At 76.4% G+C, this 19269-nt stretch carries 17 protein-coding genes; 10 read left to right on the top strand and 7 right to left on the bottom strand.

Features of this window, described 5'->3' with window-relative positions:
* The first annotated feature begins 17 nt into the window (after positions 1–17).
* Both AB8M62_RS16495 and AB8M62_RS16490 read left to right on the top strand, forming a co-directional pair.
* Entirely contained in the window at positions 18–1136 is a 1119-nt protein-coding gene (locus tag AB8M62_RS16495) for a Gfo/Idh/MocA family protein (protein WP_369070240.1), read from the top strand.
* Complete coding sequence (locus tag AB8M62_RS16490) at positions 1103–2164, top strand: lactonase family protein (RefSeq protein ID WP_369070239.1); 1062 nt, start codon at positions 1103–1105, stop codon at positions 2162–2164. The genes AB8M62_RS16495 and AB8M62_RS16490 overlap by 34 nt, the downstream gene beginning before the upstream one ends.
* A 69-nt stretch (positions 2165–2233) precedes the next feature.
* Here AB8M62_RS16490 and AB8M62_RS16485 read toward each other — a convergent pair whose 3' ends face one another.
* Both AB8M62_RS16485 and AB8M62_RS16480 read right to left on the bottom strand, forming a co-directional pair.
* Complete coding sequence (locus AB8M62_RS16485) at positions 2234–2626, bottom strand: hypothetical protein (protein ID WP_369070238.1); 393 nt, start codon at positions 2624–2626, stop codon at positions 2234–2236.
* Between the two features lie 320 nt (positions 2627–2946).
* The gene (locus AB8M62_RS16480) at positions 2947–4941 is read right to left on the bottom strand and encodes a serine/threonine-protein kinase (protein WP_369070237.1); all 1995 of its coding nucleotides are present in this window, start codon (positions 4939–4941) and stop codon (positions 2947–2949) included.
* A 186-nt stretch (positions 4942–5127) separates the two neighbouring features.
* Here AB8M62_RS16480 and AB8M62_RS16475 point away from each other — a divergent pair, with 186 nt between their 5' ends.
* A complete protein-coding gene (locus AB8M62_RS16475; protein WP_369055586.1) occupies positions 5128–6588 on the top strand; it encodes an alpha,alpha-trehalose-phosphate synthase (UDP-forming) in 1461 nt (486 codons plus the stop codon).
* Entirely contained in the window at positions 6585–7379 is a 795-nt protein-coding gene (gene otsB / locus AB8M62_RS16470) for a trehalose-phosphatase (protein WP_369055553.1), read from the top strand. The genes AB8M62_RS16475 and otsB overlap by 4 nt, the downstream gene beginning before the upstream one ends.
* A 36-nt stretch (positions 7380–7415) precedes the next feature.
* Here otsB and AB8M62_RS16465 read toward each other — a convergent pair whose 3' ends face one another.
* Both AB8M62_RS16465 and AB8M62_RS16460 read right to left on the bottom strand, forming a co-directional pair.
* Positions 7416–8594, bottom strand: coding sequence for a cation:proton antiporter (locus AB8M62_RS16465; protein ID WP_369055552.1), 1179 nt, complete (start codon positions 8592–8594; stop codon positions 7416–7418).
* Between the two features lie 7 nt (positions 8595–8601).
* The gene (locus AB8M62_RS16460; RefSeq protein WP_369055551.1) at positions 8602–9084 is read right to left on the bottom strand and encodes a cation:proton antiporter regulatory subunit; all 483 of its coding nucleotides are present in this window, start codon (positions 9082–9084) and stop codon (positions 8602–8604) included.
* A 290-nt stretch (positions 9085–9374) separates the two neighbouring features.
* Here AB8M62_RS16460 and AB8M62_RS16455 point away from each other — a divergent pair, with 290 nt between their 5' ends.
* From AB8M62_RS16455 to AB8M62_RS16445, 3 genes are all read left to right on the top strand, one after another.
* Positions 9375–10457 (top strand): ABC transporter ATP-binding protein, encoded by a 1083-nt coding sequence (locus tag AB8M62_RS16455; protein ID WP_369055550.1) that lies wholly within the window; start codon positions 9375–9377, stop codon positions 10455–10457.
* Positions 10458–10556: 99 nt separating this feature from the next.
* Positions 10557–11870, top strand: a complete 1314-nt coding sequence (locus AB8M62_RS16450) for a DUF4032 domain-containing protein (protein ID WP_373694975.1) — start codon at positions 10557–10559, stop codon at positions 11868–11870.
* 21 nt (positions 11871–11891) lie between these two features.
* Positions 11892–12779 (top strand): NAD-dependent epimerase/dehydratase family protein, encoded by an 888-nt coding sequence (locus AB8M62_RS16445; RefSeq protein WP_369070235.1) that lies wholly within the window; start codon positions 11892–11894, stop codon positions 12777–12779.
* A gap of 46 nt (positions 12780–12825) precedes the next feature.
* Here AB8M62_RS16445 and AB8M62_RS16440 read toward each other — a convergent pair whose 3' ends face one another.
* From AB8M62_RS16440 to cysS, 3 genes are read right to left on the bottom strand one after another with little or no spacing between them, the layout of a single operon-like run.
* A complete protein-coding gene (locus AB8M62_RS16440; protein WP_369055548.1) occupies positions 12826–13374 on the bottom strand; it encodes a MarR family winged helix-turn-helix transcriptional regulator in 549 nt (182 codons plus the stop codon).
* A 53-nt stretch (positions 13375–13427) separates the two neighbouring features.
* A complete protein-coding gene (gene rlmB / locus AB8M62_RS16435) occupies positions 13428–14396 on the bottom strand; it encodes a 23S rRNA (guanosine(2251)-2'-O)-methyltransferase RlmB (protein ID WP_369070234.1) in 969 nt (322 codons plus the stop codon).
* 2 nt (positions 14397–14398) lie between these two features.
* Positions 14399–15826: a cysteine--tRNA ligase gene (cysS, locus tag AB8M62_RS16430; protein WP_369070233.1), complete on the bottom strand. Its 1428-nt coding sequence runs from the start codon at positions 15824–15826 to the stop codon at positions 14399–14401.
* A 101-nt stretch (positions 15827–15927) separates the two neighbouring features.
* Here cysS and AB8M62_RS16425 point away from each other — a divergent pair, with 101 nt between their 5' ends.
* From AB8M62_RS16425 to AB8M62_RS16415, 3 genes are all read left to right on the top strand, one after another.
* Positions 15928–17037: an S-(hydroxymethyl)mycothiol dehydrogenase gene (locus AB8M62_RS16425; protein ID WP_369055545.1), complete on the top strand. Its 1110-nt coding sequence runs from the start codon at positions 15928–15930 to the stop codon at positions 17035–17037.
* Positions 17034–17678, top strand: coding sequence for an MBL fold metallo-hydrolase (locus tag AB8M62_RS16420; RefSeq protein ID WP_369070232.1), 645 nt, complete (start codon positions 17034–17036; stop codon positions 17676–17678). The genes AB8M62_RS16425 and AB8M62_RS16420 overlap by 4 nt, the downstream gene beginning before the upstream one ends.
* 124 nt (positions 17679–17802) lie before the next feature.
* Positions 17803–19269: AI-2E family transporter (locus tag AB8M62_RS16415; RefSeq protein ID WP_369070231.1), on the top strand; the 1467-nt coding region annotated here is incomplete at its 3' end.

Below are 19269 nucleotides of genomic sequence, written 5' to 3'. Positions count from 1 at the left end.
CCCGGGAGAGACCACTGATGCCAGCACCGACCAGCCCGCGCCACGTCGTCGTCGTCGGCACCGGCGGCATCGCCGCGGCCCACGCCCGCGGGCTGCGCGCCCTCGGGGACCGCGTGCGGATCGTCGCCGCCGTCGACGTCGACCCCGGACGGGTCGCGGCGTTCGCGCAGGAGTGGGACGTGCCGCGCACGGCGGGCGACCTCGCCGAGGTCCTCGCCGACGAGCGGGTCGACGTCGTGCACATCTGCACCCCGCCGTCGGCGCACGTGCCGGTGGCCGAGCAGGCGCTCGCGGCGGGGGCGCACGTCGTGGTGGAGAAGCCCGTCGCGCTCTCGCTGGCCGAGACCGACCGGCTGCTGGCCGCCGAGGCCCGCAGCACCGGCTCGGTGGCCGTGGTGTCCCAGCACCGGTTCGGCTCCGGCGTGCAGCGGCTGACCTCGATCGTCGCCGACGGCTCGCTCGGGCGCCCGCTCGTGGCCACCTGCCTGACCCAGTGGTACCGGCCCGACGCCTACTTCGAGGTGCCCTGGCGCGGCACGTTCGAGGTCGAGGGCGGCGGGCCGACCATGGGCCACGGCATCCACCAGATGGACGTCCTGCTGTCGGTGCTGGGCCCGTGGGAGGAGGTCAGCGCCATGGCCTCGCGCGGCGCCCGGCCCACGCGGACCGAGGAGGTCTCGGCGGCCACCGTGCGCTTCGCCGGCGGCGCGCTCGCCTCGGTCGTGAACTCGGTGGTCTCCCCGCGCGAGACGACGATCCTGCGCTTCGACCTCGAGCACGCCTCCGTGGAGGTCCACCACCTGTACGGCTACGGCGACGACGACTTCACCGTGACCCCCGCCCCCGGGCACGAGGAGGAGGCGCAGCGGGCGTGGGCGCGCGAGCCGCGGGGCGTGCGCAGCAGCCACGAGGCGCAGTTCCGCGCCGTGCACGACGCCCTGGACGCCGGCCGCACCCCGCCGGTCGCCCTGGCCGACGCGCGCAGCACGCTGGAGCTCGTCGCGGCGATCTACCGCTCGGCGTTCACCGGGCGCACCGTGCGCCGCGGCGAGATCGGCCCCGACGACCCGTTCGCCCTGCGCATGGACGGCACGGGCGCCCCGTGGGCGCGCGTGCCCGAGGGGGCGGGCGCCTGAGCACCGCGTACGTCGGCAGCCTCACCACCCCCCACCGGGGCGGCAGCGGCACCGGCCTGACCGTCCACCGCGTCCACGACGACCCGGGCGCGGAGTGGGAACCGCTGCAGACCGTCCCGGAGACCAACCCGTCCTGGCTCGTGCCGTCCGCGGACGGCACCCGCCTGCACGCGGTCCACGCCGACGGCACCAGCGCCACCACCTACGCCGTCGACCCCGGCACCGGTCTGCTGGAGCGCCTCGGCACCGCCGCCTGCGGGGGCACCAACCCCGCGCACGCGGCCCTCGTGGGTCCGCACCTGCTGACCGCGGAGTACGCCACCGGCACCGTCTCGGCGCTGCCCGTGCGCGCCGACGGGACGCTCGGCGACGCCGAGCACGTGCTCCACCTGCCCGGCGAGCCGGGCCCGCACCCGGTCGAGCAGACCTCCTCGCACCCCCACCAGGTGCTGCCGGTGTCGGCGAGCGCGGCGTGGGTGTGCGACAAGGGCCTGGACCGGCTGTTCCTGCTCGAGGTCGGCGCGGGCGGGCTGGAGGTGCGGCAGGTCGTCGAGGCGCTGCCGGGCTCGGGCCCCCGCCACGCGGCCGCCCACCCGCGGCTGCCGCGGCTGTACGTGGCCGACGAGCTGTCCAGCTCGGTGACGGTGCTCGACACCTCCGGCGCCGTGCCCGTGCGCGTGCAGGTGCTGCCCACGCTGCCCGCCGGCGCCGACCCGGCCGGCAACACGCCCGCCGCCGTCGTCGTCGCGCGCGGCGGCAGCAGCGTCCACGTCACCAACCGCGGCCACGACAGCGTGGCCTCCTTCGCCGTGGACCCCGCCAGCGGGGACCTGCGGCCCGTGCGGGTCAGCCGCGGCGGCGCCGTCCCGCGGTTCGCCGCGGCCGGGGCCGGCGGGGACACCCTGCTCGTCGCGCACGAGCGCGGTCACGACGTCGTCGAGGTCGGCGTCGACGAGGCGGGCCGGCTGGGCGCGGCGCGCGTGCGCGCCCGCACCCCGAGCCCCGTCTGCGTGGTGGTCCTGCCCTGAGGGGCCCGGACGGCGCGACGCGCGCGCCCCCGGCCTCGCCGGGGGTCGCGCGCGTCGGGGTCGTGCGGGTCAGTGACCGCGCGGCAGCTGCACCGAGTCGGCGCGCTCGTCGTCGCCCTCGACCTCCTTGGCGAGCAGGCCGGAGCCGATCGACCACAGCGCGGCACCGACGATGCCGATGAAGACGCCGATCGCCGGGTTCAGCGCGTCGCCGCGCTCCAGACCGCCCATCGGGTTCAGGGCGAAGGCGACGCACTGGACCGTGGCGGCCAGGCCGACGGCCATGGACACCAGCGTCAGACCGCGGTGCTGGCCGCGGCGGGCGCGGCCGCGGGCGTAGAGCATCGCCAGCAGCAGGCCCAGGCCCAGGTAGGCGGTGAAGGGGACCAGCGAGTCGGTCTCGTAGCCGACCCGGCCGACGTCGGAACCCTCGAAGGTGACCCAGTCGAAGAACGGGGCCACGTTGAAGACGAGGATGCCGGCGGCGGCGACGGCCAGGCCGCCGGGGGCGGCGCGGCGGTCGTCGCGGACGACGGAACCGCGGTCGGCGGCGGTCCGGGTGGTGCCGGAGGTGCCGGCGGTGCTGCCCGTGTCGGGGCGGTGGGGGTCGTGCGAGGCCGTGGGACGTCCTTCCCGTCGTGGTGCGTGACGGGTCGCGCCCCGGCGGGGTCGGACGGGTGGTGCCTGCCGGCCCTCGCGGGACGGACCCGGTCGAGAAGCCCGTCGGGTTGCAGGCGACTTCTAGACAAGCACGGAGCGCAGGTCCCCGCGCGCCGAGGACGTCACCAGGTGGTGAACGGCGAGCCCGGCAGCGGCCACCAGTCGGGGCTCGTCCCGCCCAGCACCACCACGAGGGACGCCACGGCCACCAGGCCCAGGACGGCCAGCGCGGCGCCGGTCTCGCGTTCCCCGCGCAGGACGCCGCGCACGGCCGCGCGGGCACCGCGCTGCAGGGACCGGCTGCCCGGCCCCCACCACGCGGTCAGCAGGCCGGCGAGGCCGCCGAGGGCCAGGAGCAGCGGCCGGTCGGGGGCGCTCGCGGTGACGCTGCCGCCGATGAAGGCGACGCTGGCGGCCACCAGCAGCGGGACGACCGAGGCCAGCGCCGTCGACAGCGCCGCGCGCAGCACCAGCCACGGGGCGCTCAGGCCCACCGCCCAGGCGTCGCTGGCGCGCGGGCCCGCCTCCCAGCGGCGGCGGAACAGCCGGGCCGCGGCGCGGTCGACCGTGCGGGCGAGCACGCCGAGCGCGACCGCGGTGATCGCCCCGGCGGTGGGCGCGACGGCGATCACCCCGAGCAGGGCCAGCAGTCCGACGAGCAGGGTCCACGTGCGCTGCGGGCGGGCCGGCTGGCCGTCGGTGCCCATCGGCCGGGCGGCGGGCCCGGGACGCGGGGCGCGCGCGGCCGGCCCGCCCGGCGGGCCCTGGGGCGCGGGGGCGCGGGCGGCGTCCGGGCCCGGCACGCGCGGTATCCAGCCGGGGGGCGCCTGCTGGGCCTGCTGGGCCGGCTGCGGGCGCTGGCCCCACCGGCCCGGCGGGGCGGGCGGCGGGCCCGGGACGGCGCGGGTGGGCCCGGCGTCGCGCACGGGCGGCAGCACGGTGGTGCGGTCCGCGGCGTGGTCGCCGGTGCCCCGGGGGTCGTGGCCCGCGGGCGGGACGACGGGGTGCTGCCGGGTGGCCGCCTCGTGCGGGTCCTCGATGATCGCGTGGAAGCGCGAGCGCGGCGGCTCCGGGCTCGCACCGGCCGGCGCCCCTGGGAGCGGCGCCGAGGAGGGGTCGACGACCACCGTGGGCGGACCGGCGGCGGGGCGCGCCCCGCCGGTGGTGGCGCCGGCGGCGCCGGTCGCGCCGTCCAGGGCGGCGAGCAGGTCGTCGGGGGCGGGCCGGTGGGCCGGGTTGACCGCGAGCGCCGAGCCCACCGCGTCGCGCAGGTGGGCGGGCACCCCGGTCAGGTCCACGTCGGCGCGGCGCACCCGGTCCAGCACGACCTCCATCGGCCCGCGGCCGAAGGGCGGGCGCCCGCTGGCCGCGTACGCGACGGTCGCCGCCCAGCCCCACCAGTCGGTGGCGGCCGAGACGACGCCGCCGGCGACGACCTCCGGCGACAGGTAGCCGGGGGTGCCCATCACCAGGCCGGTCGAGGTCAGGCGCACGTCGTCGGCCACGTGCGCGATGCCGAAGTCGATGACGACGGGCAGGCCGTCCAGCAGCAGGACGTTGCCGGGCTTGAGGTCGCGGTGCACGACACCGGCGGCGTGGATGGCGCGCAGGGCCTCCGCCAGCCCGTGCCCGAGGTCGCGCAGCGCCGTCCCGCGCAGCGGCCCGCGGGCCTCCACGACGGCGTCCAGCGGCTTGCCGGGCACGTACCGGGTGACCAGGTGCGGGAAGGGGCCGTCGACGTCGGCGGTGAGGACCTCGGCCACGCGCGGGGAGCGGACCCGCTCCAGGGTGGCGACCTCGCGCGCCAGGCGGTGGCGGGCCGAGGGGTCGGCGGCGATGTGCGGGCGCAGCACCTTCAGCGCGACGGCGCGGTGCTCGGCGTCCAGCGCCAGCCACACCACGCCCATGCCGCCCTCGCCGACGACGTGGTCGAGGCGGTAGGCGCCCAGCCGCGAGCCCGGCTCGAGCGGGTGGCCGCCGGCGCGGGCGCCCCAGCCGGTGGTCGCGTCCTGCGGGTGGCCCTCCCGCGGGTGGCCGTCCGCGCCGGGCGCGGCGCCGTCCCGCGGGACAGCGCGCGTGGGCGCGGTGTCCGGCGACCGCGGGTAGGGGGTGACCACGACCACCACGGTACGGCAGCGGGCCGCGGGCGCCCCGGCGCTCGGCGCCCCCGGGACGGGCGGTGCCCGTGCGGTGCGCGGGCGGTGCGCGGGCGGTGCGCGGGCGGTGCGCGGGGCGCTCACGAGGGGTGGGCGGTGGGCACGGCGGGTAGGGTCGCCGCGAGCTACCCCGAGGAGGACTCCCCGATGGCCGGCGACTACGACCTGGTGGTGGTGGCCAACCGCCTCCCCGTGGACCGCGTGGAGGAACCGGACGGCTCGACGTCCTGGCGGCGCAGCCCCGGCGGCCTGGTGACCGCCCTGGAACCGGTGATGCAGCGCGAGGACGGCGCCTGGGTCGGCTGGGCCGGCACCCCCGGCGACGCCCCGGAGCCCTTCGACGCGGAGGGCGTGCGCTGCGTGCCGATCGGCCTGTCCGAGCAGGAGGTCGAGGACTACTACGAGGGCTTCTCCAACGGCACGCTGTGGCCGCTGTACCACGACGTGATCGTCGCGCCCGGCTACCACCGCAGCTGGTGGGAGGCGTACGTGCGCGTCAACGAGCGGTTCGCGCAGGCGGCCGCCGAGCAGGCCTCGCAGGGCGCCACGGTGTGGGTGCAGGACTACCAGCTGCAGCTGGTGCCGCGGATGCTGCGCCGCCTGCGCCCCGACCTGGCGATCGGGTTCTTCAACCACATCCCGTTCCCGCCGTTCGAGATCTTCGCGCAGCTGCCGTGGCGCAAGGCGATCGTGGAGGGCCTGCTGGGCGCCGACCTCATCGGCTTCCAGCGCGCCGCCGACGCCGGGAACTTCGCCCGCGCCTGCCGGCGCACCAGCAACCTGCCGGCGCGCGCCGGCCGGGTGCGGCTGGACGCCGAGGGCGGCCGGGAGGTGCGGGCGGCGTCCTTCCCCATCTCCATCGACTTCGCGGCCCTGGACGAGCTGGCCCAGCGCGAGGACGTGCGGGCGCGCGCGGCGGAGATCCGCCGGGACCTGGGCAACCCCGAGCACGTGCTGCTGGGCGTGGACCGGCTCGACTACACCAAGGGGATCCTGCACCGGCTCAAGGCGTTCGAGGAGCTGCTGGACGACGAGCGCATCGACGTCGCGGAGGCCTCGCTGGTGCAGGTGGCCACCCCCAGCCGCGAGCGCGTGGAGCAGTACCAGCAGCTGCGCCAGGACGTCGAGGTGACGGTGGGGCGCATCAACGGCACCCACTCGACCATCGCGAACACCGCGGTGCACTACCTGCACCACTCCTACGGCCGCGAGGAGATGGCGGCGCTGTTCCTGGCCGCCGACGTCATGCTCGTCACGGCTCTGCGCGACGGGATGAACCTCGTCGCCAAGGAGTACGTGGCCTCCCGCCACGACGAGCGCGGGGTGCTGGTGCTCTCGGAGTTCACGGGCGCGGCCGACGAGCTCGGGCAGGCGCTCATGGTGAACCCGCACGACATCACCGGGCTCAAGGACACGATCGTCAAGGCGCTGCGCATGTCGCCGCGCGAGGCGGGGCGGCGGATGCGCTCCCTGCGCCGGCGGGTGGCCGACCACGACGTGCAGCGGTGGGCGGCCTCGTTCCTGGACGCGCTGGCCGAGCACGTGCCCGGGGACCGGACGGCCAAGGCGGCGGAGATCGCGCGCAGCGCGGAGGAGGCGACGGAGTGAGCGGCGTGAGCGGCGCGGGCGTCCCGGTGACCGTGCCCGGCCTGGAGGGGTTCGCCGCGCGCGGGCGGGTGCTCGTCGCGCTCGACTTCGACGGCGTGCTGGCCCCGATCGTCGACGACCCCGCCGCGGCGCGCGCGACCCCGGAGGCCGCGCAGGCGCTGCGGCGCCTCGTCGACCCCGGCCGCACCGACGTCGCGCTGGTCTCCGGGCGGGACATCGACGACCTGGCGGCGTGCGCGCAGCCGCCCGCCGGGGTGGTGCTGGTGGGCGGGCACGGCACGCAGAGCTCGCTGGAGGGCGGTGCGGCGGCCCTGTCGCCGCAGGAGGCGGCCCTGCTGGAGCGCCTGGTCGACCGGGTGGAGTCGATCGCCGCGACGCACCCGGGGGTGCGGGTGGAGCGCAAGCCGATGTCGGTGGTCCTGCACACCCGCACCGCCGAGCGGCCCGTCGCGCAGGAGGCGGCGGAGGCGGCGCTGGCCGGGCCGGCGGCCCTGCCGGGCGCGCACGCGCTGCGCGGCAAGGAGGTCGTGGAGATCGGCGCGGTGCCGCTGGGCAAGGGGGGCGGGCTGCGGCGGCTGCGCGAGCGCCTGTCCGCCGACGGCGCGCCCGTGGAGGCGGTGTTCTTCGCCGGCGACGACGTCACCGACGAGGACGCCTTCGCGGTGCTGGACCCGGCGGCCGGGGACCTGGGCGTGAAGGTGGGCGAGGGCGAGACGGCCGCCGGCGCGCGGGTGGCCGACCCGCGGGAGGTCGCGGCGCTGCTCGCGGCCCTGGCCGACCTGCGCGGCTGACCCGCCGGCGACCCCCGCGGGCCGGGGCGCGGAGCGTCAGGCCCGGACGGCGGCGGCCCGCCGGCGGCGCGCCCAGGCCCGTCCGACGGGGTCGGCCCAGCGCGCCAGCAGCGGGCCCAGGACCGCCAGCAGCAGGACGTAGGCGGCGGCCAGGGCGCCCAGCCGCGGGTCGACCCCGCCCGCGGTGGCCAGCCCGGCGATGACGATCGAGAACTCCCCGCGCGGTACCAGCGCCGCGCCGGCGCGCACGCGCCCGGGCACGGCCACCCCGGCGCGGGCCGCGGCGACCCAGCCGGTGACGAGCTTGGTGGCGATCCCCACGACCACGAGGGCGACCGCGGGGACGAGCACGGGCGGCAGGACCGCCGGGTCCGTCCTCAGGCCGAAGGAGACGAAGAAGACGGCCGCGAACAGGTCCCGCAGCGGTTCCAGGGACCGGCGGGCGTCCTCGTCGAGGTCGTCGGACAGGCTGATGCCCAGCAGGAACGCCCCCACGGCCGCCGACACGTGCAGCGCCTCGGCGATCCCGGCCACCAGCAGGGCCAGGCCCAGCACCCGCAGCAGCGTCACCTCGCGCGAGCCGCCGGAGACGAACCGGGACACGGTCGAGCCCCAGCGCAGCGCCACGACGAACGCGGCCACCAGGCACGCCAGGGCGATCAGGACGGAGCGGGTGGCCGCCCAGGCGCTGGAGGCGGCCAGGACGGCCGTCAGCACCGGCAGGTAGACGGCCATCTGCAGGTCCTCCAGCACGAGGACGCCCAGGACGCTCGGGGTCTCCCGGTTGCCCAGCCGGCCCAGGTCGGACAGGACCTTGGCGACGATCCCCGAGGAGCTGATGGCCGTCACCCCGAACATGGCCAGCGCGCCGACCGGCCCGAAGCCCAGCAGCAGCGCCACCGCCGCGCCGGGCAGGCCGTTGAGCAGGAGGTCGAGGACGCCGACGGGGGCCTGCCGGCGCAGGTTCCCCAGCAGGTCGCCGGCGGTGTACTCCAGCCCCAGCAGCAGCAGGAGCATGACGACGCCGACCTCCGCGGCCGCGTCGAGGAACTCCTCGGGGGCGTCCAGCGGCAGGATCCCGCCGACGCCGAAGGCCAGGCCGGCCAGCAGGTACAGCGGCACCGGCGAGACGCCCACCCGGCCGGCGAGCCGCCCCAGGAGCCCGAGCCCGAGGACGACCGCCCCGAGCTCGACGAGCAGCGCCGCCGTGTGCACGGGCGGCTCAGCCGCGCGCGAGCAGCTCGGCCGTGGCCCGCACGCCCTCGGCGGTGCCCACGACGACGACCTTGTCCCCCACCTCGAACACGTGCGAGGGCCGCGGGGAGGGCACGACCTCCCCGGCGCGCACCACGGCCACCACGGAGGCGCCCGTGCGGCTGCGCACGGCGGCGTCGCCCAGCGTCCGGCCCGCGTAGGGCGAGCCGGCCTCGATGTAGACCCCCTCGGTGGCCAGCCCCTCGACCTGCTCGCGCAGGCGCGCCAGCCGCTCGACGACGCGCGGCTGGCCGAGCAGCTCGGCCAGCACCTCGGCCTCGTCGGCCTCCAGGTCGATCACCGCCTGGCAGGCGTCCGGGTCGTCCTCGCTGTACAGCAGCAGCTCGCGCTCGCCGCCGCGCTGGGACACCACGCCCACGCGGCGCCCGCGCGAGGTCGTGAAGTCGTGGCGCAGGCCGACGCCCGGCAGCTTGGTCTCCTCCAGGTCCACGGGGCCAGTCTGGCCCCGCGACCGGGCGCCCGGCGCCGCCCGGCGGGCGTGTGGACTGGGTCACACCCCTGGACGCAAGCGCTTTCCTGGTGCACCATCGCTGCACCGCGACGCCGCGACCGCACGGCGACGGCGCCGCGGGGTCGGAGTCGCGGGTGACTCCCAGGCCGTCCGCCTGAGGCGATCCCCGTCCCGGCACAACCGAAGAGCGCCCGGGCGCCGCACGCGGCCGGGTCCATCCACGACGGATCGTCCGGCACGTACCTGCCGGTGGAGAGGACGCACACGACATGGCTACGGTCACGTTCGACAAGGCCACGCGCATCTACCCGGGCGGCGACAAGCCGGCCGTCGACGCCCTGGACCTGCACATCGAGGACGGCGAGTTCCTCGTGCTGGTCGGGCCCTCCGGCTGCGGCAAGTCGACCTCCCTGCGCATGCTCGCCGGGCTCGAGGACGTCAACGGCGGGCGCATCCTCATCGGCGACCGCGACGTCACGACGGTCCCGCCGAAGGACCGCGACATCGCGATGGTCTTCCAGAACTACGCGCTGTACCCGCACATGACGGTCGCCGACAACATGGGCTTCGCCCTGAAGATCGCCGGCACCCCCAAGGACGAGATCAAGCGCCGCGTGCAGGAGGCGGCCAAGATCCTCGACCTCGAGCAGTACCTGACCCGCAAGCCGAAGGCCCTCTCCGGCGGCCAGCGCCAGCGCGTGGCCATGGGCCGCGCCATCGTCCGCCAGCCGCAGGTCTTCCTCATGGACGAGCCGCTGTCGAACCTCGACGCCAAGCTGCGCGTGCAGACCCGCACCCAGATCGCGTCCCTGCAGCGCCGCCTCGGCGTCACCACCGTCTACGTCACCCACGACCAGGTCGAGGCCATGACGATGGGCGACCGCGTCGCGGTCCTCAAGGACGGTCTGCTGCAGCAGGTCGACACCCCGCGCCGCATGTACGACCACCCGAACAACGTGTTCGTCGCCGGCTTCATCGGCTCCCCCGCCATGAACCTGCTGACCCTGGACACCGTCGACGGCGGCGTGCAGTTCGGCGACACCGTCCACCCGGTGGAGCGCTCCGCCCTCGCCGCCTCCGGCGACAAGATGACGCTGGGCGTGCGCCCGGAGGACCTGGAGCTGTCCTCCACGGGCCTGCCGGTGCAGGTCGAGGTCGTCGAGGAGCTCGGCGCCGACGCCTACATCTACGGCTCGCTGGCCCAGCCGGGCCGCGACGCGCACCAGATCATCGCGCGCGTCGACGGCCGCCGTCCCCCGGAGAAGGGCTCGACGGTGCACTTCACGGCCAAGCAGGGCCACGTGCACCTGTTCGACCAGAACACCGGCCAGCGCATCGAGGCGACCGCCTGACGCGCTCGCGCTCACGCGGCAGGGCCGTCACCCCGCGGGGTGGCGGCCCTGCCGCGCGCTGGAACCCCGGTCCCCCGCCCCTCCTGGGAGGATGAGCGCGTGAGCACGCCGACCACGACCCCCGGCACGACCGCGCCCGGCACCGCCGCGTCCCGCACGGCGGCCGCGCAGTCCCTGCAGATCACCGCGGCCCGCCCCTACCCCGAGCTGCTGGACCTGCCGTGGGAGGTGCCGCTGGAGGAGTGGCCCGACAAGCACCTCGCGGCCCTGCCGCGCGGCATCAGCCGGCACGTCGTGCGCTTCGTGAAGATCGGCAACCGCGTCATCGCCGTCAAGGAGACGAACGCGGAGATCGCCCACCGCGAGTACCGCATGCTGCGCCTGCTCAACCGGCTCGAGGTGCCCTCGGTCTCCCCCGTCGCCGTCATCACCGGCCGCGCCGACCGCGACGGCGAGCCGCTGAACTCCGTCCTCATCACCCGGCACCTGCAGTACTCCCTGCCCTACCGGGCCCTCTACAGCCAGACGCTGCGCCCCGACACCGCCAAGCGCGCCGTCGACGCCCTCGCCGTGCTGCTCGTGCGCCTGCACCTGACCGGCTTCTACTGGGGCGACGTGTCGCTGTCCAACACGCTGTTCCGCCGCGACGCCGGCGCCTTCGCCGCCTACCTCGTGGACGCCGAGACCGGCGAGCTGTACGACGAGCTGTCCACCGGCCAGCGCGAGTACGACCTGGACGTGGCGCGCACCAACATCGCCGGCGAGCTCATGGACGTCGTGGCCAGCGGGGCGCTCGAGGTCGACATGGACGACGTCATCGCCATCTCCGACCGCATCATCTCCCGCTACCGCGCCCTGTGGTCGGAGCTGACCGAGCCGGAGTCCTTCGAGCGGGGCGAGCGCTGGCGCGTCGAGGCGCGCATCCGGCGCCTGAACGACCTCGGCTTCGACGTCGGCGAGCTGGCCATCACCACCGACATCGACGGCACGTCGGTGCGCATCGAGCCCAAGGTCGTCGACGCCGGCCACCACTCCCGCCGCCTGCTGCGCCTGACCGGCCTGGACGCCGAGGAGAACCAGGCCCGCCGCCTGCTCAACGACCTCGACTCCTACATGGCCGCCGCCGACCGGCAGAACGAGGACGAGGAGATCGTCGCCCACGACTGGATGGGCGAGGTCTTCGAGCCCGTGCAGCGGGCCGTGCCGCGCGAGCTGCGCGGCAAGCTGGAGGGCCCCGAGCTGTTCCACGAGGTGCTCGAGCACCGCTGGTACCTGTCCGAGCGCGCCGGGCGCGACGTCGGCCTCGACGAGGCCGTGCACTCCTACGTCGAGGCCGTCCTGCCGGGCAAACCCGACGAGCGCGCCGTGCTCGGCGTCGACACCCAGGCCATCCGCGTCGTCGCGGACGACTGACCCCCTGCCCGAGGAGAACCCTTGACCGACCAGACCAAGCCCCGCGTCGCGCTGACCGGCGCCGCGGGCAAGCTGGGCCGCGTCGTGCTGCGCGACCTGCTCGACCACGGGTGGTCGGTGCTCGCGCTCGACCAGGTGCGACCGTCGACGCTGCGCGAGGACGACGACGCGCAGTTCGCGCGGATCGACCTCACCGACCACGGGCAGGTGGTCGAGGCGATCGCCGGGCGCACCGACGAGCGGCCCGGCCCCTTCGACGGCGTCGTGCACCTGGCGGCGGTCCCCGCCCCCGGGCTGACGAGCAACTCCGCCACGTTCCGCAACAACTCCGCGGCCACCTGGAACGTCTTCGACGCCGCCCGCGCCGCGGGGGTGCGGAACGTGGTGTGGGCCTCCAGCGAGACGCTGCTCGGCCTGCCCTTCGACAGCGCTCCCCCGCCGTACGCGCCGCTGGACGAGGAGTACCGGGTCCGCCCCGAGTCCACCTACTCCCTCGTCAAGGCGCTCGAGGAGGAGATGGCGCACCACTTCTGCCGGTGGCAGCCGGAGCTGACGATGACGGGCCTGCGCTTCTCCAACGTCATGCACGTGGAGGACTACGCGGCCTTCCCCTCCTTCGACGCCGACCCGCACCTGCGCAGGTGGAACCTGTGGGGCTACATCGACGCCCGCGACGGCGCGCAGGCCGTGCGCCGCTCGCTGCAGCGCACCGGCCCGGGCGTCGAGGTGTTCGTCATCGCCAACGCCGACACCGTCATGAGCCGCTCCTCGGCGGAGCTCATGGCGCAGGTGTACCCGGACGTCGAGGTGCGCCGCGAGCTCGGCGAGCACGAGACCCTGCTGAGCATCGACAAGGCCCGCCGGCTGCTCGGCTACGAGCCGCAGCACAGCTGGCGCGACCACGTCTGAGGGCGGCGTCTGAGGACGGCGCCGCCCGTGACGGGGCTCCCACCGCTCAGGCGGAGGGGGCCCCGTCCTCGTCGCGGGACCCGGCAGCGTCCTCCGGGCCGTCCATGTCGCGGGCCATCGCCGTCGCCGCGAACCGGGAGCACGGGTCCAGGACCTCCAGCAGCCGGCGCGCGGCGCGGTCCAGCTGCTCGACGTCGACGCCCTCCAGCGGGTCGAACACCAGCTCCCGCACGCGCTCCACGTGCCCGGGCGCCGTCGCGACGACCTTGTCCCAGCCGGCGTCGGTGAGCACGGCGACCTGCCCGCGCCCGTCCTCGCGGCTGCGCTCGCGGCGCACGTAGCCGTCGCGCTCCAGGCGCGCCACGACGTGCGACATCCGCGAGGGGCTGGCGTTGGAGCGGGCGCCCAGCTCGCTCATCCGCAGCCGCCGGTCCGGCTCCTCCGACAGCATCGCCAGCGTCAGGTACGCCGTCATCGTCAGGTCCGCGTCGCGCTGCAGCTGCGCGTCCAGCGCCGCCGGCAGCAGCTCGATGAGCGCGCTGACGCGCAGCCACACCCGCCGCTCCTGCGCGGACAGCCAGCGGGGCTCAGCCACCCCGCACCCCCTCGTCGATCGGACCCTGCTCGGACGGCACCCGCGCCAGCGGCTCAGCGGTGCCGGGACACCTCGTACAGCGCGATGCCCGCGGCCACCCCGGCGTTCAGCGACTCCACGGAGGCCGCCATCGGGATGCTGACCACCTGGTCGCACGTCTCGCGCACCAGCCGCGACAGGCCCGCGCCCTCGGCGCCGACCACGACCACCAGCGGGCCGTCCGCCAGCCGCAGCTCCGGCAGCTCCACGTCGCCGTCGGCGTCCAGGCCGACGACGAACAGCCCGGCCTGCTGGTACTCCTGCAGCGTGCGGGTGAGGTTCGTCGCGCGCGCCACCGGCACGCGGGCCGCCGCGCCCGCCGACGTCTTCCACGCCGAGGCCGTCATGCCCGCCGCGCGGCGCTCGGGCACCACGACGCCGTGCGCGCCGAACGCGGCCGCCGAGCGCACCACCGCGCCCAGGTTGCGCGGGTCGGTCACCCCGTCCAGCGCGACCACCAGCGGCGGCACCCCCCAGCCGGTCGCCCGCTCCAGCAGGTCCTGCGGGTGCGCGTACTTGTACGGCGGCACCGTCGCGGCCAGGCCCTGGTGCACGGCGCCGTCGGTGAAGCGGTCCAGGTCGGCGCGCGAGGCCTCCAGCAGCGGGATGCCGCGGTCACCGGCGGCCGACAGCACCTCCTTGACGCGCTCGTCGGAGTCGATCCGGCTGGCGACGTACACCGCCGTGATCGGCAGGCCGGCCCGCAGGGCCTCCACGAGGGAGTTGCGCCCGGCGATCCACTCGGTGTCGCCCTGCGAGGAGCGGGTGCGCCGGGCCGGCGCGGTGCCCGCGGGGCGGTTCGTCGTCGCCGCCCGGTGCGCGGCGCGCGCGGCGCGCGCGGCGGCCGGGTGGCCGGTGCGCTCCGTCGCCTTCGGCGTCGGCCCCCGGCCCTCCAGCGAGCGCCGGTTCTTGCCCCCGGTGCCGCTCGTGGGGCCCTTCTTGCCCTTGCTCACCGCGCCGCGGCGCTTCGAGTTGCCTGCCACTGCTACTGCCCACCCTCCAGCGACCACCGCGCACCGGTGGGCGTGTCCTCGACGACGATCCCCGCCGCCTCCAGGCCGTCGCGCACGGCGTCGGCCGTCGCGAAGTCGCGCGCCGCGCGGGCGGCCGCGCGCTCGTCCAGCCGCGCCCCGACGAGCGCGTCCAGCGCGCGGCGCTCGGCGCCCGAGCCGGTCTCCTGCGACGCCCACGGCTCGGCGAGCGGGTCCAGGCCCAGCACCGCCAGCCCCGCCCGCACCCGCGCCAGGGCCGGCGCCAGCTCCGCGTCCGGCGCCCCGGCGGCCAGCGCCTGGTTGCCGCGGCGGACCGCCTCGTGCAGGGAGGCGACCGCCGCGGGCGTGCCGAGGTCGTCGTCCAGCGCCTCCGCGAAACCCGGGGGCAGCTCCGCCGCGGACGCCGGCGCCCCGGGTCCCAGGCGCTCGGCGGCGCGGCGCACGAACCCCTCCAGCCGCCCGTACGCCGCGTCGGCCTCGGCCAGCGAGGAGTCCGAGAACTCCAGCGCCGTGCGGTAGTGCGCGGCGACGAGGTAGTAGCGCAGCACGACCGCCCGGTGCGAGCGCAGCAGGTGCGGGATCCCCAGGACGTTGCCCAGGGACTTGCTCATCTTCTCGCCGGCCATCGTCACGAAGTGGTTGTGCAGCCAGTACCGGGCGAACCCGTCGCCGGCCGCGCGCGACTGCGCCTGCTCGTTCTCGTGGTGCGGGAAGCGCAGGTCCAGCCCGCCGCCGTGCACGTCGAACTCCGGGCCCAGGTAGCGACCGGCCATCGCCGAGCACTCCACGTGCCAGCCGGGGCGGCCGCGACCCCACGGGGTGTCCCACGAGGCGCTGGCCGGCTCGTCCGCCTTGGCGCCCTTCCACAGGGCGAAGTCGCGCGGGTCGCGCTTGCCGCGCGGGTCGGCGTCCGCCGCCGGCGCGAGGTCCTCCAGCCGCTGGCGGGTCAGGCTGCCGTACTCCGGCCAGGAGCGGACGTCGAAGTAGACGTCGCCGGAGCCGTCCGGCGCGGGGTAGGCGTGGCCGCGCTCGACGAGGCGGCCGATCAGCTCGACCATCTCCGGCACGTGGCCGGTCGCGCGCGGCTCCACCGTCGGCGGCAGCACGCCCAGCGCGTCGTAGGCGGCGCTGAACTCGCGCTCGTAGCGGTAGGCGTGCGCCCACCACTCCACGCCCGCCTCGCGCGCCTTCGCCAGGATCTTGTCGTCGACGTCGGTGACGTTGCGCACCAGCGTGACGTCCAGCCCGCCCGCGGTCAGCCAGCGGCGCAGCACGTCGAAGACGACCTGCGCGCGCGCGTGGCCCAGGTGCGGGGACCCCTGCGGCGTGGCCCCGCACACGTACACGCCCACCCGTCCGGGCACGCGGGGCACGAACTCGCGCACCGCGCCGGTGGCGCTGTCGTACAGGTGGAGGGTCACCGGATCAGGCTACCGGCGGCCGCCGCGCCCACCGCCCGCGCCACCGCCCGCACCACCGCGCCGGACGGCGGCGGCGCGGGCCCCGCGGCTAGGGTCGGGCCATGGCCTGGACCGTCCCCGGAGTGATCTCGCGCGCCCAGGGCGCGCCCGTCGAGACCGTCGACGTCGTCGTGCCCGACCCGGGCGCCGGCGAGGTCGTCGTCGACGTCGCCGCGTGCGGCGTCTGCCACACCGACCTGCACTACCGCGAGGGCGGCATCAGCGACGACTACCCGTTCCTGCTGGGCCACGAGGCCGCCGGCACGGTGGCCGCCGTCGGCGAGGGCGTGAGCACCGTCGCCGTCGGCGACCCGGTCGTGCTCAACTGGCGCGCCGTGTGCGGGCAGTGCCGCGCCTGCAAGCGCGGGCGGCCCCAGTACTGCTTCGCCACCCACAACGCCTCCCAGCCGATGACGCTGACCGACGGCACGCCCCTGTCGCCCGCGCTGGGCATCGGCGCGTTCCAGCCCAAGACGCTCGTCGCCGCCGGGCAGGCGACGAGGATCGACACGTCCGTGCTCGGGGACAGCTGGGACCCGGCCGTGGCCGGGCTGCTGGGCTGCGGCGTCATGGCCGGCATCGGCGCCGCCGTGAACACCGCCCCCGTGCAGCGCGGCGACACCGTCGCCGTCATCGGCTGCGGCGGGGTCGGCTGCGCCGCCGTGGCCGGGGCCGTCCTGGCCGGTGCCCGCCGCGTCGTCGCCGTCGACCTCGACGACCGCAAGCTGGCGTGGGCCCGGCAGCTGGGCGCCACCCACACCGTGAACTCGCGCGGTCTGGACGAGGACGGCGTCGTGGCCGCGGTGCGGGAGCTGACCGACTCCTTCGGCGCCGACGTCGTCATCGACGCCGTCGGGCGCCCGGAGACCTGGCGGCAGGCGTTCTACGCCCGTGACCTGGCCGGCACCGTCGTCCTCGTCGGCGTCCCCACGCCGCAGATGCAGCTGCAGGTGCCGCTGCTGGACGTCTTCGGCCGCGGCGGGGCGCTGAAGAGCTCCTGGTACGGCGACTGCCTGCCCGAGCGCGACTTCCCCGCGCTGCTGGAGCTGCACGCCGCCGGCCGCCTGCCGCTGGACGCCTTCGTCACCGAGCGCATCGGCCAGGGCGACGTCGAGGAGGCGTTCGCGACCATGGGCCGCGGCGAGGTGCTGCGCTCGGTGGTCGTGCTGTGAGCGCGCGCGTCGACCACCTGGTCACCTCCGGCACCTTCAGCCTCGACGGGCAGACGTTCGACGTCGACAACAACGTCTGGGTCGTCGGCGACGACCGCGAGTGCGTCGTCCTGGACGCCCCGCACGACGTGGACGCGATCGCCGCCGTCGTCGGCGGGCGGCGCCTGCTGGCGGTGCTGGCCACCCACGCCCACGACGACCACGTCCGGCGCGCCCCGGAGCTGGCGCAGCGGTTCTCCGCTCCGGGGCACCCGGTGCCCGTCCTGCTGCACCCGGCCGACCGCGAGGTGTGGCGGCTGACCCACCCGGACGGCGCGGCGACGACCGACCTGTCGCACGGCGAGGTCGTCACCGTCGCCGGCACGGACCTGCACGTCCTGCACACCCCCGGCCACACACCCGGCTCGGTGTGCGTCTACGCGCCGCAGCTGGGGACGGTCTTCACCGGCGACACCCTGTTCGCCGGCGGGCCCGGCGCCACGGGCCGCTCCTTCTCCAGCTTCGAGACGATCACCGCCTCGATCCGCGACGTGCTGCTCGTCCTGCCGCCGGAGACCCGCGTGCTCACCGGCCACGGCGAGAGCACCACGATCGGCGACGAGGCCCCGCACCTGCAGGAGTGGCTGGACCGCGGGCACTGACCGCTCCGGGAGGGCGCGCCGACCGGGCTCCGGCGGCGGCGCGGGCCCCCGCCGGTCGGTGCCGGGCGCATGCGCGGTGGGGTTCTGGATAGCCGCCACGGATCGTTGCTGACAGCATCCCCGCGTGAGCGACCAGCCCGAACCACCCGTGAGCGAGCGAGCGGAGGACGTCCGTTCCCCCGAACCACCACCCGGAGGCCGCCTGCGCCGCCGTCCGTTCGCCGAGCAGCAGGCGCGCCTGAGCCGGATCCGCGCGGCCAGGCAGCGCGAGGTCCACGAGGAGGGCACCGAGCGGCCGCACCAGCCCCCGGAGCAGCCGCTGCCCCAGCACGTCAACGCCGGGGCCGTCCTCGGCCGGGGCATCACGGAGGCCTCCCGCTGGGCCCTGCGGCTGCTGATCCTGGGCGTGGCCGTCGCCGCGCTGATCTGGCTGCTGGCCCGCGGGTGGTCGCTGATCCTGCCCCTGGTGCTGGCCCTGCTGCTGTCCGCCGTGCTGTGGCCGCTGGCCCACGTGCTGCGGGCGGTCCTGCCGCGGGCCCTGGCCGCCCTCGTGGCCCTGCTCGCCCTGCTCGTGGCGGTCGGCGGGCTCTTCGCCGCGCTCATCCCGAACATCGCCGGGCAGACCGAGGAGATCGCCGACTCGGCCATCGCGGGCCTGGACAGCCTGCAGGGGTTCATCACCGGCCCGCCCCTGAACCTGGCCAACGACGAGATCGGGAACCTCGTCGACCAGGGCATCACCGAGCTGCAGAACAACGCGCAGAACATCGCGCTGACCGTCGTGGGCGGGGTCAGCACCGTCGGGGCCAGCATCGGGTCCGGGATCATCACCGCCGTCCTGGCGCTGGTGCTGACCTTCTTCGTGCTCTCCGGCGGCGACAAGATGCTGCCGTGGTCGCGCCGCTGGCTCGACGCCGGCACGCACAAGCACGCCGAGCAGCTCGGCGGCCGCCTGTGGGAGACCCTGCGCGGCTACATCATGTCCCAGGCGGCCGTCGCCCTCGTCGACGCCGTCTTCATCGGGCTCGGCCTGCTCATCGTCGGCGTGCCGCTGTGGCTGCCGCTGGCCGTGCTCATCTTCTTCGCCGGGTTCATCCCCATCGTCGGGGCGATCGTCACCGGCATCCTCGCCGTGCTCATCGCCCTCGTGACGCTCGGCTGGGTCCAGGCGCTCATCGTGCTGGGCATCGTGCTGCTCGTGCAGCAGCTGGAGAGCAACGTCCTGCAGCCGTTCCTCGTCGGCAGGACGCTCGCCCTGCACCCCGTGGTGGTCCTCAGCTCCGTCACGATCGGCGGCACGCTCTTCGGGATCGTCGGGGCCTTCCTGGCCGTCCCGGTCATCGCCATCATCACGGTGACGCTGCGCTACCTGCGCAGCCAGCTGGTCCCCGATCCCGACGAGACGGGCCCGCTGAGCGGTGCCAGCGACGTCCCCGGGGCGGTCGAGCCGGCGCCGGTCGGGGCGGCTGCGCCGGCGCCCGGGCAGGAGCGGCCGGCGGGGGGGGGGGGGGGGGCGGGCCCCCCCCGCCCCCGGGCCCACCACCCCCGCCCCCCCCCCACCCCGGCGGGCACGTGGGGCGTGCTCACCCCC

Origin of the sequence: Kineococcus terrestris, assembly GCF_041020755.1 — a bacterium.
Taxonomy (GTDB): Bacteria; Actinomycetota; Actinomycetes; order Actinomycetales; family Kineococcaceae; genus Kineococcus; species Kineococcus terrestris.
Note: the sequence above shows the minus strand (reverse complement) of the source record. Positions and strands in the feature narration are given on the sequence as shown.